At 37.1% G+C, this 14,741-nt stretch carries 14 protein-coding genes; 9 read left to right on the top strand and 5 right to left on the bottom strand.

Annotated elements, in window-relative coordinates; all coding sequences use genetic code 11:
• Positions 1-172 precede the first annotated feature (172 nt).
• Positions 173-694, top strand: coding sequence for a hypothetical protein (locus HQN83_RS00800; RefSeq protein ID WP_173087628.1), 522 nt, complete (start codon positions 173-175; stop codon positions 692-694).
• Between the two features lie 214 nt (positions 695-908).
• Here the strand turns inward: HQN83_RS00800 and HQN83_RS00795 are convergent, their stop codons facing one another.
• Complete coding sequence (locus HQN83_RS00795) at positions 909-4,226, bottom strand: TonB-dependent receptor (protein ID WP_173087626.1); 3,318 nt, start codon at positions 4,224-4,226, stop codon at positions 909-911.
• Between the two features lie 267 nt (positions 4,227-4,493).
• Positions 4,494-5,126 carry a LysE family translocator gene (locus HQN83_RS00790; RefSeq protein WP_173087624.1) on the bottom strand — a complete coding sequence of 211 codons (633 nt, stop codon included), beginning with the start codon at positions 5,124-5,126 and terminating at the stop codon, positions 4,494-4,496.
• Between the two features lie 111 nt (positions 5,127-5,237).
• On the opposite strand from HQN83_RS00790, the gene HQN83_RS00785 reads away from it, so the two are divergent.
• Together HQN83_RS00785 and HQN83_RS00780 are read left to right on the top strand one after the other, a co-directional pair.
• The gene (locus HQN83_RS00785) at positions 5,238-6,620 is read left to right on the top strand and encodes an MFS transporter (protein ID WP_173087622.1); all 1,383 of its coding nucleotides are present in this window, start codon (positions 5,238-5,240) and stop codon (positions 6,618-6,620) included.
• A 159-nt stretch (positions 6,621-6,779) separates the two neighbouring features.
• Positions 6,780-7,478 carry a zinc metallopeptidase gene (locus HQN83_RS00780; protein WP_173087620.1) on the top strand — a complete coding sequence of 233 codons (699 nt, stop codon included), beginning with the start codon at positions 6,780-6,782 and terminating at the stop codon, positions 7,476-7,478.
• 14 nt (positions 7,479-7,492) lie between these two features.
• Here the strand turns inward: HQN83_RS00780 and HQN83_RS00775 are convergent, their stop codons facing one another.
• Positions 7,493-7,894: an SRPBCC domain-containing protein gene (locus HQN83_RS00775; RefSeq protein ID WP_173087618.1), complete on the bottom strand. Its 402-nt coding sequence runs from the start codon at positions 7,892-7,894 to the stop codon at positions 7,493-7,495.
• 201 nt (positions 7,895-8,095) lie between these two features.
• Here HQN83_RS00775 and HQN83_RS00770 point away from each other — a divergent pair, with 201 nt between their 5' ends.
• The 5 genes from HQN83_RS00770 (at position 8,096) to HQN83_RS00750 (ending at position 11,685) form a co-directional block, all read left to right on the top strand.
• Positions 8,096-8,809 (top strand): DUF4397 domain-containing protein, encoded by a 714-nt coding sequence (locus HQN83_RS00770; RefSeq protein WP_173087616.1) that lies wholly within the window; start codon positions 8,096-8,098, stop codon positions 8,807-8,809.
• A 115-nt stretch (positions 8,810-8,924) separates the two neighbouring features.
• A complete protein-coding gene (locus tag HQN83_RS00765; protein WP_317172478.1) occupies positions 8,925-9,512 on the top strand; it encodes an RNA polymerase sigma factor in 588 nt (195 codons plus the stop codon).
• The gene (locus HQN83_RS00760; protein ID WP_173087614.1) at positions 9,496-10,605 is read left to right on the top strand and encodes an outer membrane beta-barrel protein; all 1,110 of its coding nucleotides are present in this window, start codon (positions 9,496-9,498) and stop codon (positions 10,603-10,605) included. Before HQN83_RS00765 ends, HQN83_RS00760 begins: the two co-directional genes overlap by 17 nt.
• Before the next feature lie 87 nt (positions 10,606-10,692).
• Positions 10,693-11,226, top strand: a complete 534-nt coding sequence (locus HQN83_RS00755; protein ID WP_173087612.1) for a hypothetical protein — start codon at positions 10,693-10,695, stop codon at positions 11,224-11,226.
• A 51-nt stretch (positions 11,227-11,277) separates the two neighbouring features.
• Complete coding sequence (locus HQN83_RS00750; RefSeq protein ID WP_173087610.1) at positions 11,278-11,685, top strand: transcriptional regulator; 408 nt, start codon at positions 11,278-11,280, stop codon at positions 11,683-11,685.
• Positions 11,686-11,708: 23 nt separating this feature from the next.
• Here the strand turns inward: HQN83_RS00750 and HQN83_RS00745 are convergent, their stop codons facing one another.
• Positions 11,709-12,554, bottom strand: a complete 846-nt coding sequence (locus HQN83_RS00745) for a class I SAM-dependent methyltransferase (RefSeq protein WP_173087608.1) — start codon at positions 12,552-12,554, stop codon at positions 11,709-11,711.
• Positions 12,555-12,798: 244 nt separating this feature from the next.
• On the opposite strand from HQN83_RS00745, the gene HQN83_RS00740 reads away from it, so the two are divergent.
• The gene (locus tag HQN83_RS00740; protein ID WP_173087606.1) at positions 12,799-13,683 is read left to right on the top strand and encodes a DUF6624 domain-containing protein; all 885 of its coding nucleotides are present in this window, start codon (positions 12,799-12,801) and stop codon (positions 13,681-13,683) included.
• Between the two features lie 44 nt (positions 13,684-13,727).
• Here HQN83_RS00740 and HQN83_RS00735 read toward each other — a convergent pair whose 3' ends face one another.
• On the bottom strand, positions 13,728-14,654 hold the full coding sequence (locus HQN83_RS00735) for a hypothetical protein (protein ID WP_173087604.1): 927 nt from the start codon (positions 14,652-14,654) through the stop codon (positions 13,728-13,730).
• Between the last annotated feature and the right edge of the window lie 87 nt (positions 14,655-14,741).

The following is a 14,741-nucleotide window of genomic DNA, read 5'->3' as shown; positions in this document are numbered from 1 at the left end:
TATCATTTTTTTTAGATAAAAGTACTTCTAGAGCGCTCATACTGATATATCCTAAAGAATCTGTAATTTCAAAACTATACCTCTAAACATTAAAATTGTTTAAATTTATAGGTACTAATATAATTAAACTAATCAAAAACCGCATTAAACCTACTTTTTTAAAACAATCACTATGAGAATTTTATCAATTCTGACCTTGCTTGTAATTTTTGCTGGTTGTGAGTCTAAAAACAAATCAACCGAAACCCCACAATATACTATAACACATGTTGAAGGCAGCAAAAATCTTTACCTAATTACTAACGAATTTACCGGAGTGATCATCGCTCCAGATACGATGGCTAATACCCAAACAGACACTCAATTCATGCCATCTATACAAGACATCTTTAAAGCAGAATCCATCTTTAAGAAATGCTTAACAGGAAGCACTCCAGCTAAAGACGGCAGCCAAATAGATTCAACTATAATTAAGTCACCCTCCCAATACATCAGGCAATACGTTGGATACAAAAACAAGCAGGGTGAAAAAACCATTCTTTTAAACTGTTTTACCAAAGAATCTGTAAGTAAACAAGATTACTGGAAAAAGGACATCATAGTAATTACTGATGGAGGGAACAATTATTTCAGTATAAATGTTAACCTTACAAAAGAGAACTGCTCAAACTTTAATACCAATAGAAAGTCCTAATTCAATTATAATGTTAAAAGCTTTAAGGGCTTCTTTCTGATCTTGTATAGACAAATCTGGTCCTTCAAGACCAAAGCCCAATGGGGCCTTAAGCGGGCCCATTAAACTTCCTCCTTTATCACTACTTTATATTTAAAGTTCTTAAACATGATTAATACAGAACATGTTTAAGAACTTTAGACGACGACTATTTAATTGGTCTCAGAAAAAATATTTAAAAACTATATCTTAAACCAAACTGCATCTGAAAACGTGACGCAAAGAAGTCTTTAGAATATGTACTTGTATTATTTTGATCGAAATTATAGGTTGGATAAGCGCTTGCTGAACCAGTTTTAGCATTGATCAAACCAACACTTGCCATTGAATTATAAGTATTAGGTGAGAAATATTGAACACCCCAGTTCTTATTTAACAAGTTAGTTAAGTTAACAATATCATAAGTAAAAGTAAGCGTTTGCTTTTTAGCGCCATTCCCCACAACAATAATATCCTGAGAGAAACGGAAGTCCGCCTGCACATTCCATGGTGTACGTGCTCCATTACGCTCTGTAAACTGACCTCTCCTGGTCTTCAAATATTTGTCGCCATCAATGAATGCATCAAAGGCAGCAATTTGGTCTGCAGCTGAAACAGCTGGTCTGGCAGGTGTAGTAGCCGTAGCTGCTACAGCCGGTAAATCACTTACAATAAACTTAGATGTCTCGCCAGCTTTAGGAACATAAACCAAACTAACATTCTGGGCAGTTCCATCTATCGTTGTATTCAAGAATCCGTAAGAATAAGGAGAACCTGATTGTGCACTAAAAAATAGAGAAAAATTAGAGACATACTTGTTTTTTGAATCCCATGCATGCCTATAATTAACTGTAGAAACTATGCGGTTACGAATATCAAAGTTAGAATAAGCCAATCCAGGGTTATTAGGATTTAATGCTTGATTCAGCTGCCAGTTAGACTCCATAGAATTTCGGATACCATTGGTGATGTCTTTCGAATTTCCATAAGTATAAGCCGCCATTACATCTAATCCCACAGGGAATGATTTGCTGATTTGACCCGTGATACTGTAACGGTATCCCTGATTGGTGTTTGACAACAAATATGCGTTACTGTAACTAGGGTTAATCGCTGCCTTGGTATAAATAGGCTGTTCATGATTTACATCATAGGGATAATAGAACGCATTATCCACATAATTCACCTGTTGGAATTTCAAATCATGGATTACCTTAGTATAAATACCCTCAACAGTAAACTTCCACTGATTGTCTGTCTTATAATCAAATGCTAAACTTGTTCTCCAGGTTTTAGGCATTTTAAAATTGTTGTCAATTAAATCTACCTGAGTTTTACCATTAGGATCATTTACATTCACACCTGGTTGTTTTGCGGCATAACCTGCTTCACCAATTCCAGTTAATGCATCTCTAATTGGATCAGACCCGGGTGCTGGAGCAACTGGAGGATTAGATTTGTAATTGTAACTATTAAAATCCTGAGCACCATAAGTTGTTCCATTGTTATAATAAGCATAGCCTAACCATGCAAAGGGAACACGACCGGTAAATAATCCACTACCACCACGCAACACCATTTTTTGGTCTCCGTTAATATCGTAATTGAACCCTACTCGTGGAGAAACCTGAACCTGGCCTAAGTAGTCATTTTTAATGTCTTTAGGCTTGGTATAAGTAAAAGTTGTTCCATAATTCGGATCAACCGGCGCATTTGTAGTTTTATCACTTAACGACTGTTTGTTTGGTAAATCAGCCAGATCAAAACGCAGACCATAAGTTAATTTAAACTTATCTGTAACCTGAAATTGGTCCTCTCCGTATAAACTAAACATATTCAGCTTAAATTGTGCCGGAGGATTATTTAGAATGTAATCTCTGGTATTGTTTGCGTAATTGTAATTGGTACGGACACGTTTCGGTCTATTATTTAAAAAATCATCAATGTTTGCATAAGCAACACGACCGTTCCAAGAGTTTACAAAACCATAAGTGATGTTATACAACTCGTTGTGCGTACCGATAGTAAAGGTATGTTTTCCTTTAGTAAAGGTATAGTTATCCGTAAATTCAAAGGTTTTTTGCTTCATATTGAAGATACTCGCTTCACGGTCGGTACCCAAAAATATAGTACCACCTGCATGCCCTCCTATTTCAATTTGAGGAAGAGCCGGATTTGAAGTCGGATCTCTAAAATCATGAATACTTGAATATCCGATCACTAAGCTATTCGAAGCATCATTTGAAAGTCTGCTTTTTAGTTCAGCAACAGTCGAGCTCTGGTTATTGGTTTGCTTATAATCTATTCCGCCAAATCTAAAGTTTGCCTGATCGCGCTCCAGATTTGTAGCATTAGAAGTAATGGTGTTGTTACGGATTGTTAACTGGTTTTTATCATTGATATTCCAATCCAAACGATTAAAGAATTTATTGGATTTTGCATAAATATTATACGCATCCGAAGAGCCGGCATCAACACCGTAATTGTTTTTCATGTAATCAGTAATTAATGCAGCTTCACCGGCACTAATTACTTTCATATCAGATGAACCTGCCCCCAAAATCACAGGATCCTGACGTCGGGTTAATTCCTCATTGGTAAAAAAGAACAATTTATCTTTAATTAATGGCAAACCCAACCTGAAACCGGTCTGGTAATCGTGAAATGATGAGGGTTCTTTAGAATTGTCACCAATTTTATTTCTGCCAATTAATGAGGCATTACGGCCATAACCATAAACAGATCCGGAAACATCGTTAGTCCCCGAACGGGTTACTGCGTTTACGCTCCCGCCTGTAAAATTACCGATCTTCACATCATACGGAGCCAATAAAACTTGTACATCCTGAATAGCATCTATAGAAACCGGATTGGTTCTCGTGCTACTTCCCGGCATACCCGAACTACCACTTTGCCCCCCCAAAGATGGACTAAAGCCTATGGCATCATTATTAATAGCACCATCAATTGTTACATTGTTATACCTGAAATTAGTACCTACAAATGAGTTATCCTTACTGCCTTGCGGTGTCAATCTGGTTACATCTGTCAAGCTCCTGCTTACAGTCGGCAGCGTCTTTATTTGCTCTTCCCCGATATGCGTTCCCGTACCTATTTTTGTTCCGCCACGACTTCCGGAAATCATTACTTCTGCTAATTGTTGGCCCTCATCTTGCAATGTGAAATCAAGTCGCTGATCAATGCCCAAACTAAGATTGATGTTATTCTTTTCCTGTTTAGTATATCCAATGTAACTCACCGTAACTTTATACGGCCCGCCAGGATTTAAGTTATTTATTCTATAAGCCCCCTCCTCACTGGTTACAACACCATATTTTGTTCCTGTTGGCACATGTATAATCAATAAACTTGCACCAGGAATTGGAATGCCATTGGCATCACGAACTTTTCCATTCACACTTGATGTGGTAACCTGAGCATTAACGCCAAGTCCCACACACACAAGTAATAGTAGGGTTAGGCACTTCAGTTGAGTAATAAGTTTTGTGTTCATTCTGTTGATCTTATTTTTCTACAAAAAACGAGACACAACATGATGTTAATATTAAATTCACATTAATATGTAGTGGAATTAATACTAAATTAAAACGAGATTAAAACCGGATTAAAAACATGAGTGAGGGAATCCAAAGGCATCCAAAAAAAATCGAACTATGAATTTAAATTCGAAATTCCTCTCAACAAATCGTTAAACTAATATTAAAAAATTGTTAACAATCGCGATTTCCCCTCAACAAGATCATTTTAATTTGTAAAAAGCTTAGGCCTTTGTTAATGCGACCTTAATGCCTAAAATTACAAATACTGCACCTGAGATTTTGTTTAACCAGTTTTCAGCATTAGCATTACGGTTGAACAATTTGGCAACGCGGCCTCCCATCAGGGCAAGAAAAAAACACCAGATCAGTGCAATTAGAAAGATTGCTACTCCCAGAATAAGGTATGGAATTGGATTATGTCTTGCGGAAATCAAGATAAACTGAGGAAGAAAAGCCAGAAAAAATATAGCAATTTTAGGGTTCAATACATCGCTCAAAAAAGCGGTCCAAAACATCTTCCCTATCCCGGCATATTGAACCGGAGCTGATTTTAATTCTGTAGGCTCAGTTTTGCTCGAAAGCGCCTTGTACCCCATATAAATTAAATAAGCAGCTCCCAAATACTTAACAACCATAAATGCCAAAGCAGATTTTGCGAGTATTAACGACAGGCCAAATGCAGCAGCAAAGGTATGTACCAAAAGCCCCATACTAACTCCTATAGCAGAATATATACCTGCTTTTTTGCCGCCAGAAATACTTCTTGTTAAAACCAATATGGTATCAATTCCCGGCGTAATAATTATAATTATTGCGGATAATATAAAAGCGCTGAAATTATCGATACCGGTCATAATCAAAAGATTTGGTGTTCTTAAAAGGATTTCGCTAAAATAAAGTAAGAAACTGAAAATATTAAGAAAAAATCATCCTTTCTGCGCACCTTTGCGACTGCAAAAAAAAACATGAGTTTATCCCAACCATCAAATTCACCTAATCATACAATTCCATTCGGATGGATCGTTGGGATAACCAGTTTGGCCTTTGTAGTTGCCCAGCTGGATGTATCCATTGTTAATATTGCACTCCCGCCTATTGCCAAAACTTATCAAGCCAGTATTAGCACTTTGCAATGGGTTATTGATGCTTACACCCTTGCTTTTGCAGTACTAATGCTTTCGGCAGGCAACTTAAGTGACCTTCTGGGTGCAAAACGCATATTTCAACTCGGCATTTGCATCTTTGGAATAGCTTCAATCGGTTGTGGATTTGCAGGAAGTGCTGCTGTCCTCATTGGATTCAGGGTACTTCAAGGTGTAGGTGCTGCTACCATGATCCCCAGTTCACTTGCCATACTTAATCAGGCTTTTGCACATGATCCAGCTAAGCGTGTACGTGCTATAGGTTTATGGACAGCAGCTGGAAGCGCAGCAATAGCAGCAGGCCCTATTGTTGGCGGCTTACTCATTGAGATCAGCAATTGGCGCTATATTTTCTTTGTTAATGTACCACTTTGCCTGGCTGGTTTCCTTTTCAGTTTTCGCCTTATACAAAGTAAAGTATCGGTTAATAGGGGGTTTGATATTGCCGGTCAAATCACCTGGATGTTATCCATAACTGCATTAATTGCTGTAATTATCGAATGGCCAAATTATGGTTTTAATCACCCTGTAATATTTGGAGGTTTACTCTTCAGTGCAGTAATGTTGATCACCTTTCTATTAATCGAAAAAAAAGTAAAGCACCCCATGCTTCCACTTCATCTTTTCGATTCCCCGACTTTTAATGTACTCCTTTTACTTGGTGCTGTTTTAAATGGGGCCTATTATGGTACTGTTTTCACTTTAAGCTTATACCTACAAAACGTACTACATTATTCATCACTCCATGCAGGACTTGCTTTTCTGCCTTTAACCGTAGGGTTCGTTATTTCTAATCTTTTGAGTGGCCGAATCATTAATAGGTATGGCATAAGAAGGCCAATTTTAGTTGGATTAGTCATGTTTACGCTTGGATTTGCCGGATTGTTTATAGCTAAAGAAAACACACCTTATTGGCAACTATTCCTGCCCTTCCTTATAATTCCAATGGGAATGGGTCTCGCGGTACCTGCAATGACAACAGGTATTCTAGCCAGTGTAGATAAATCACTTTCGGGCACTGCATCAGCTGCATTGAACACAGTAAGGCAAGCTGCCGGAGCCATTGGAGTCGCAATTTTTGGAGCGATTGGTGTGGGCGGAAGTACTGCTGTATTGCATTCAATTTCTGTAAGCGCATCAATTACCATAGGTTCCACTTTAGCAGTAATTGCTTTGATTTTCAAGCATCTGAAAAACAAGAAATAGTGACCTAATCATCCTAACCGACCTGTCATTATTTCTTTTTTACTGAAAATATTTCAGTAAAAACCATACAAATCATGCACTTTGATTGAAAAACCGGCATTTGGCATGAGACTTGAAAAACACCTATTAGTTAAATTGTTATAAAATTAATTAACTATTATGGGATTAGCAGGATATTATTTAATAGCGGGAATCATGTTTGTAATCGGGCTTATTGTAAGCAACCGATTGAAGAGCAAATTTGCGGAATATAGTCAGGTGGGATTACGTAATGGCCTAAGTGGTAAAGAAATTGCAGAAAAGATGCTCCAGGATAACGGAATATATAATGTAAGAGTCATTTCAACTCCAGGCCACTTAAGCGACCATTACAATCCTGAAGATAGAACCGTAAACCTTAGCGAAGATGTTTATTACGGAAGAAGTGTTTCTGCAGCTGCTGTAGCAGCACACGAATGCGGTCATGCAGTGCAACATGCAACAGCATATAGTATGTTAAAATTCAGAAGTGCGATAGTTCCACTGGTAAACATCAGTTCACAACTGTCACAATGGATTATACTTATTGGATTGGGCTTTATGTTCGGAGCAGCCAATCCTACTGTATTGCTAATTGGAATTGTATTATTTGCGGTTACAACTGTCTTCACTGTAATTACACTACCAGTGGAGTATGACGCGAGTAACCGTGCTTTGCGCTGGCTTGAAAACAACAATATGACTACAGCTGCCGAACACGACCAAGCTGCCGACGCTTTAAAATGGGCCGCCAGAACTTATGTTGTAGCGGCAATCAGTTCAGTAGCTACACTATTGTACTATATATTACTTTTCGTAAACAGCAGGGATAGAAATTAATCTATCCCTATTGTTTATAAATTCTCTGCAATCCTTTTCACAGCATTTAACGCTGATTCCCAAGCCGAGACCACTCCTCGTCTTTCATTTTCTCCTAAGGGCTTACTTAGCTCTTCAACACCTTTTAAAACAGTATTTCCTTCGTTATTCTCAAGAGTATACGTAATTATGGATAACACCGCTTTAGCTTCCTTTCCATCAAATAACTGATGCTTCAATAACTCCTCAGTTCTAATATCCAAAATTTTACCATGAGTATATAAGGCTCCATTGTTGCCTTTCCAGCCTATAAAGCTATCTGCCTTCCAGTCCGAAACATACTCACCCCCCATTTGTCGGGTAATTTCAGGCTCGATAAATACACGCCAAACTTTTTCCGGGCTAGCGTTAATGTAAACAGATTGTTCAATTATCATAATTGCAAGTTTAATCAAAAAAGGAATTCAAATGTAATAAAGCATTCTAATATCTGGTACGACTGAACAAAGATGAACACATTGAACTATTTAAAAAATAATTTTAAATCACCTGTTGCTTTTTATCATTCGTCCTCGTTCTATGGGTAATAACGTTAATGGCCATTAACTAAGTACATTTTAATTTACAAAACCTTAAAAATGAAAACAACAAAAAACTACCTATCGCCAGTTGCTAAAACTTTAGTATTCGCCCTAACGTTAACTAGTATCTTCAGTTCATGTAAAAAGGACAAGGACAACCCGAACCCAACCCCTAAAGCTGCAAGTTTATCTATAATCCATGCAGCACCTGAATCTCCTGAACTTTCTTTCTTTGTTGATAAAGTAAAAAAGAACACAAAAGCTTTAACATACAATACTGTAATCGATTATCAATCGATCAATTCAGGTAAACGTGAACTAAGCGTAACAAAAAAAGATGTTGCCGATATTCTTGTTAAGTCGGAACTAACATTAGCACCTGATAAATCATACTCTGCATTCGTTGCCGACAAAACAGGTAATGCACTTGTAGTTGTTCTTGATGATCTTAGTGCACCAGCTACCGATAAAGCAAAAATCCGCTTCATCAATTTAAGTCCCGATGCAGGCAGCATTGACCTGGCTATTACCGGAAAAACCGAAGTTCTTTTAGCTAAAAAAGCGTTTAAGGAAGCTAGTGATTTCGCTAATACCACTGAAATTGGTGCCGAGATCAATTTCGAGATCAGAGAGAATGGCAAAACAACTGTACTTGCTACACTCCCAAAAGTTAAAATTGAAAAAGGGAAAATATACACCATCTACGCAAAAGGCATTAAAGCTGCTACAAATGACACTAAACTTGGCTTAACGGTTCTTACCAATAAATAACCACAAGTAATTTATGGGGTTGCTGTAACCTGTCTGGTTGCAACAACCCCATTTAAACCTTCTGTGTTTAAATCATCAGAAATGCGGACAATGGTTATATGCTAATCCTGTAAGAGTGCTAAGAAAACTCCCTAAGCTTAAAGAAATCATTACAGGCGTTGCTAATCAAAAAGATGCGTCGAAGGAAGTTATGTATAAAACCTATTACGGGTATCTGATGGCAGTAGTTATGCGCTACATCAATAACAGAAGTGATTCTGAGGAGCTTGTAAACGATACTTTTATCAAAATTTTCAATCACATTACGCAATTTCAGCTTTTAGAATCTGCCATTGATCCTGAGAAAACATTTAGGGGCTGGATGGCAAAGATTGCTTCACGCAACTGCATAGACTATCTCAGAAGAAAGAAAACTATAAACGGTGATTTCGATGATGTAGAAGAAGAAAAACACCCACAGATTTATAGTCGTGCCCTAGATCAGCTTTATGTGGAGGATATATTAAAATTACTAAATACGCTTCCCGAATCCCAAAGGATAATATTTAACATGTTCGAAATTGAGGGTTTCTCTCATGAGGAGATTTCAAGAACATTAAACATACCAGAAAACATCTGTAGAGTATACTTAGGAAGAGCTAAACAGAAATTAAGAAAACTTTACAATGAATCTTTAATAGTTGAGGATGGAACATACGGATAAAGGACTAGAGGTTATTAAATCGCTTTTACAAAATAACGAAGAAGCTTATAGAGAAGGTTCATGGGAATCATTTTCTAAACAGAAGCCAACTAAAAATAAACCAGTTGGATGGCTCTGGATTTCCGGAATTGCAGCCTCACTCCTCCTTATTGGTTTAGTTTTCTTGTGGAGTGATAATCCTCAACCTAAACAAGCTCAACTGGCAGAGATAAAAGTAAAACCTGTTCAACAGAAAGCCAAAGACGAAACACCATTATTTAAGTCCTATAAAGTCAAAGAAAAGCCATCTGTTAAGTCACTTGCTGCCGGTATACCTACCGAACAATACAAAGCTGAGCCAGAGCCTCAAAATACAACGATTGCTCAAACAACACCAAAACAAGACCGTAGCGATGCAAATCCTACAACCAGAAAGGAAAATAGAACCGCATATCCATTTTATCCACAACCAGAAAACAACACCAAAAAACATACAACTACGGCAGATAATTGGATGCTTGGAATGGCAATGGCAACAGACTTTAGCAATTCAAAAAAAGTAGGTCTTGCAGTTGAAGCAGTAGTAGGTTACGCACTTAACCCTAAAATAACCATAATGCTTGGTGCAGGATACCGTCAAACATCCGCCTTTAAAGAGAACGATGGCCAAACTTTGAGTGCTTCAAATGAAAAACAGTTAGAATCAGCAGCAGTTCGATTAACCGGGATTGAAGTTCCATTGGCATTAAGATATAACTTAAATAAACGCGTGTATGCTAAAGTTGGGGTTTCTGCCTTTGCAACTATAAAACAAAGTGGTGAGTTAACCTACCTTAGCTCAGTTTCGCATATAGAGAGCATCGTAGATCCAAATGGAGAAGTCTCTGATAAAACTGTTATTAGTGAAGTCAGATCAGTAGTAGATCTTGAAGACGAAAGCCGGGATAAAGGAAGCTACAAAAGCTTCATCAATATTTCTTTTGGATATAGGTATCCCCTACTAAAAAACAAAACGATTACCCTAGAACCTTTCATTAAGTTACCTATGCAAAGCTCTAAAATAGAAAACGTTAAGCTTTCTTCTGCAGGCTTAAGGCTTGGTATTGATTTTTAGAAGATTTAAATAGCCATTCATTGGTCAATATAGTTATGGGGTAATTTGTATATTTATCGGGCAAAACCAAACAGGCGATATTATTAAATGACACATACTTTAACGCTCAAACAAGACGACCACATAACCTTTCAATTATACGAAGCCTCAACTGATCCATTTAAAATAAAGAAACGTAGAAAAAGCTATCTAATAATGCTCACTATGGGCTTTTTCTTCATTCTGTTTAGTTATCTGAATGGAGACAACTTCTTATTTTATTATGCCATTTCCTGTACATTTTTGTTTGCAATTCTTGGCAATAGTTATTTAAGATGGCGTCATAAAAAGCACTATGTGAGTCATGTAAAAAACATTCGTAAAGGTATTTTTGATGAGCGTGTACAGATTGAAATCGGAGAAGGGGTAATAAAAATGGCAGACAAAACCGGCGACAGTCATCTTAAAATCTCTGAAATCAGCTTAGTTAACGAGATCACGGAGTTCTATTTTCTTAAAATTAGCACTGGACCGACATTCATATTGCCTAAAAGAAATATTGCATTAAATGAAGAGGTGAATACCATGATTAAAAACTATAATATTCCACATACAATCAACTTGGACTGGAAATGGAAATAGCTCTAACCTTCAAAAAAATGATTAAATTGCATATATAATAAATCATTTATTATGGAGACTGTAGATATCAATAACGACATTTCCTTACTCTATGTTACTGCTTCTTCTTTTCCTGATGGAGTAATGGCAGCACATCAGAAATTGCACTCCCTTTTTCCGCAAGCTACTAGGAGAAGTTACTTCGGGTTGTCACGCCCTGAACAAGGCGGAGGTATTATTTACAAGGCAGCAGCCGAAGAACTGATCCCTGGAGAAGCAATTGAACTTGGCTTAGAAACAATCACCATAAAAGCAGGTAAGTACCTATCTATTACAGTTACTGACTTTATGAAAGATTTACCTGCAGTAGGTAAAGCCTTTCAAGAATTGCTTGCTCAGCCAGACATTGATATGGAAGGATATTGTGTAGAAATGTATCCAAATCAAACCGATATAAAATGCATGGTAAGACTAAACTAACCAGTAAAGAACATTATCCTTACCTACTTCACTGCCGAAATTACTAATGCTGCATATTCTAAAGTAGACTCTCCTTCTTTATTTTTAGACTTAAACAATTCAGCTACCTCAGCCTTAATTTTCGCTATTGTAGTTTTATCAACGCCACTCAAGGCAGTAACAATTGGCCCACCCATATCCAACATAATCTCCCAATACCGATCGAAACTCTGATAATCGACTTTACCCCTTACCTCTTGACTTACGATACTTCTAAAGCCTACCTTTTTAAAAAGATCACCAATTAAATCCGGTTCGGCACAACGAAACATACCAGGAGCACCCGGCTGTGGAGAAGGAAGCGCGACATGCCTTTGAATAACACTCATTATTGTGGTAATCCAATCATTATGCTGAGGGCCATCCCAAACGGATGTCGACAGTTTACCACCTGCTTTCAAGACTCTATACATCTGCCTTGCCGCCAACATCATATCAGGAAAAAACATAAAGCCCATTCGGCAACTAATGGCATCAAAAGTATCTTCTTCAAAAGGAAGTTCACACACATCAGTCGTTAGAATCTCATAATTACTTAACCCCTTCATTTCAGCATTTTCTGCAGCAATAGTTACCATATCTTCTGCCAGATCAGTACCAATTACCTTCCCATTTGGTATTAAACCCGCTATGGTAAGCCCGGGCTCCCCCGTCCCTGCTGCAACATCCAAAACCTGATCATGATCCTTTAACTCAAGATTCTTAATAATGGCATCGCCCATAGGTTTCAGAAAATTCATAGTAAACTCATCCCATTTTTTCCACCCGGGAGAAAATTTGTTCCACGTCATCCTTTGCTGTTCGCGGATTTCTTCTGCTTGTGTTCCCATACGGATAAATATTTATTGCGCAGATAGTTAACTGCAAATAAAGTTACTTAAATTAATGGGCAAACACAATTAAAAGCCTCTACTGAGGATATTGAATCACAATATGTGATAATCTTTAATCACCCAAAGGACACATAAAACATATAATTTGTAAAGATTTGGAACTAAGAGAAATGATCGATACTTTTATCTACGAATTAATTCGTACAAACAATGAATCACCTCTTCTCACTACACTCTTAATATGAAACAGATAATAGTCATATTGGCACTTATCCTAATTGGTTTTGGTACACGGGCTCAAAAACTTACACGATCTGAAAGTAAGAAGATAGTTTCAGAATTAGAAAGAGCCTACGATTTGGATCAAAGCACAAGAAAAAGCTACAATCAATGTGCTTCTGAGCACAGTGCAAACTCTATGCACTGCGATGAATTTAGAAAGGCATTGATCTATCAAGATTCTTTAAACCAAAAAATAGTCTTTAACATCATTGACCAATATGGCTGGCTGTCGGTAAAGCATAGTTCTATAAAAGCAAATAAAGCTTTCTTCTATGTACTCCAGCATGCCCAGGTTCAAGCACAAATCAAATATGCTGATTTAGTGGATGTTGCATTTAAGCGGAAAGAAATTACACCTGTAGAATATGCATTTTTTGTTGATCGATTAAAAAGCAAACAAGGTAAAGCGCAAATCTATGGAACACAAGAAGCTACAGATAACCTTGGCAATTCCTATCTGTATCCTATTAAGGACTGGCATTTGTCGGATTCTTTAAGAAAGCAAATAGGTATGCCTACCCTGAAGGAATTTCTAAAGACTGATCATGCAAAATATTATGACTCTCCTAAACCAGACTTTAATAATCATGCAATCCTAATAGGCCATATATGGGATACTAGCAACAAGGGAATAGAAAAAGTTAATGTTTTGGTCGATTCAACTGTCATAGGAAAAACCGACTCAAATGGCTTCTTTATCTTGCTGGTAGATAAAGAAAAAGGCAAAACCATTACTATCACACTTCAAAAGGAAGGACTAAAGCAGATAAAATATCCAATAAAGGGAGAGCAGGATTTTTATGACATTTATGCTCAGCTACATAATAGTGTAAAAAAGGAATAGCAACTGTCTTTTAAGGCATTTACAATTAGGTAAAATATAAGTAATTATTGGGCTACAATAATAACATCTTCCTTCCCCGTTCCATCCATATTTATTGAATGAATAGAATTAGTACCATCGTCTAAAGTATAAAAGATCTTATTCAGTATCTTGTTATACCGAACTGTTTGAAAATGTTGTCCTTTGAAATGTGTCAGTAACTTTTCCGTTTTGGTTCGGTGATTTACAATAACTAAACGAAAATATGAACTCGCGACAATATTGTCCTCATCTATAATAACAGGGTCTGAATAAGATTTCGAATAATCCAACGTATCATTGGCAATTATAATCTTTTCCATCCCAGAACCATCCTTATTATAAAAGTAACATCCTTCCATGTTCAAGTTTAGCATCCATCTATTACTATCCACATCGGCCAAACCATACATTGAATATGCCCCTTCATTGGTCCGTTTGGAGATTGATTTGTCTTTTAAATTGATTCTATAAATATCAAACTTATGTGGTGCTTCGCTTGCTATCGGCGAATAACTCTTATACTCTCCGGCTTGTGTAAAATACACCGAATCCCCATTAACAGAAAAAATCGTTTCCATAACTAAAGCACTATCAGGAGTTAATTTCTCTAAATTACTACCATCCACATTACACAGAAATACTGCAGAATTCACATTTCCTCCCTTGCTTCCTACAAACACTAGCTTTTTCCCATCTTTACTGCAATTTGGATTAAAATACTGCATATCCACGCCATCACCAACGAGTAAGCTAGATTGCGTACCGTCAATATTGGCTTTGTACACAAGCATTCTAGCACTTTTCCTGAAAGTGTAAATAATACTTTTTCCATCTGGTGTGATGTCGAAACTACCAATCCCGAGACTAATTATTTGTTTGTCGTTACCGCAACCTGAAATCAATACGGTAAAAAAGATAAAAGGGGTTAAATAGAAGAGCATTTTTTTCATAGTACTAATATAGAAATTACCCCCTTAAAATGGTATCCAACCTTAGAAAAACTGGAACAAAAACAAACCCTATCCCGGAGCAAAGCC

Source organism: Pedobacter foliorum (assembly GCF_013266735.1).
GTDB classification, from domain to species: domain Bacteria; phylum Bacteroidota; class Bacteroidia; order Sphingobacteriales; family Sphingobacteriaceae; genus Pedobacter; species Pedobacter foliorum.
This window is presented reverse-complemented; position numbering and strand designations above follow the sequence as displayed.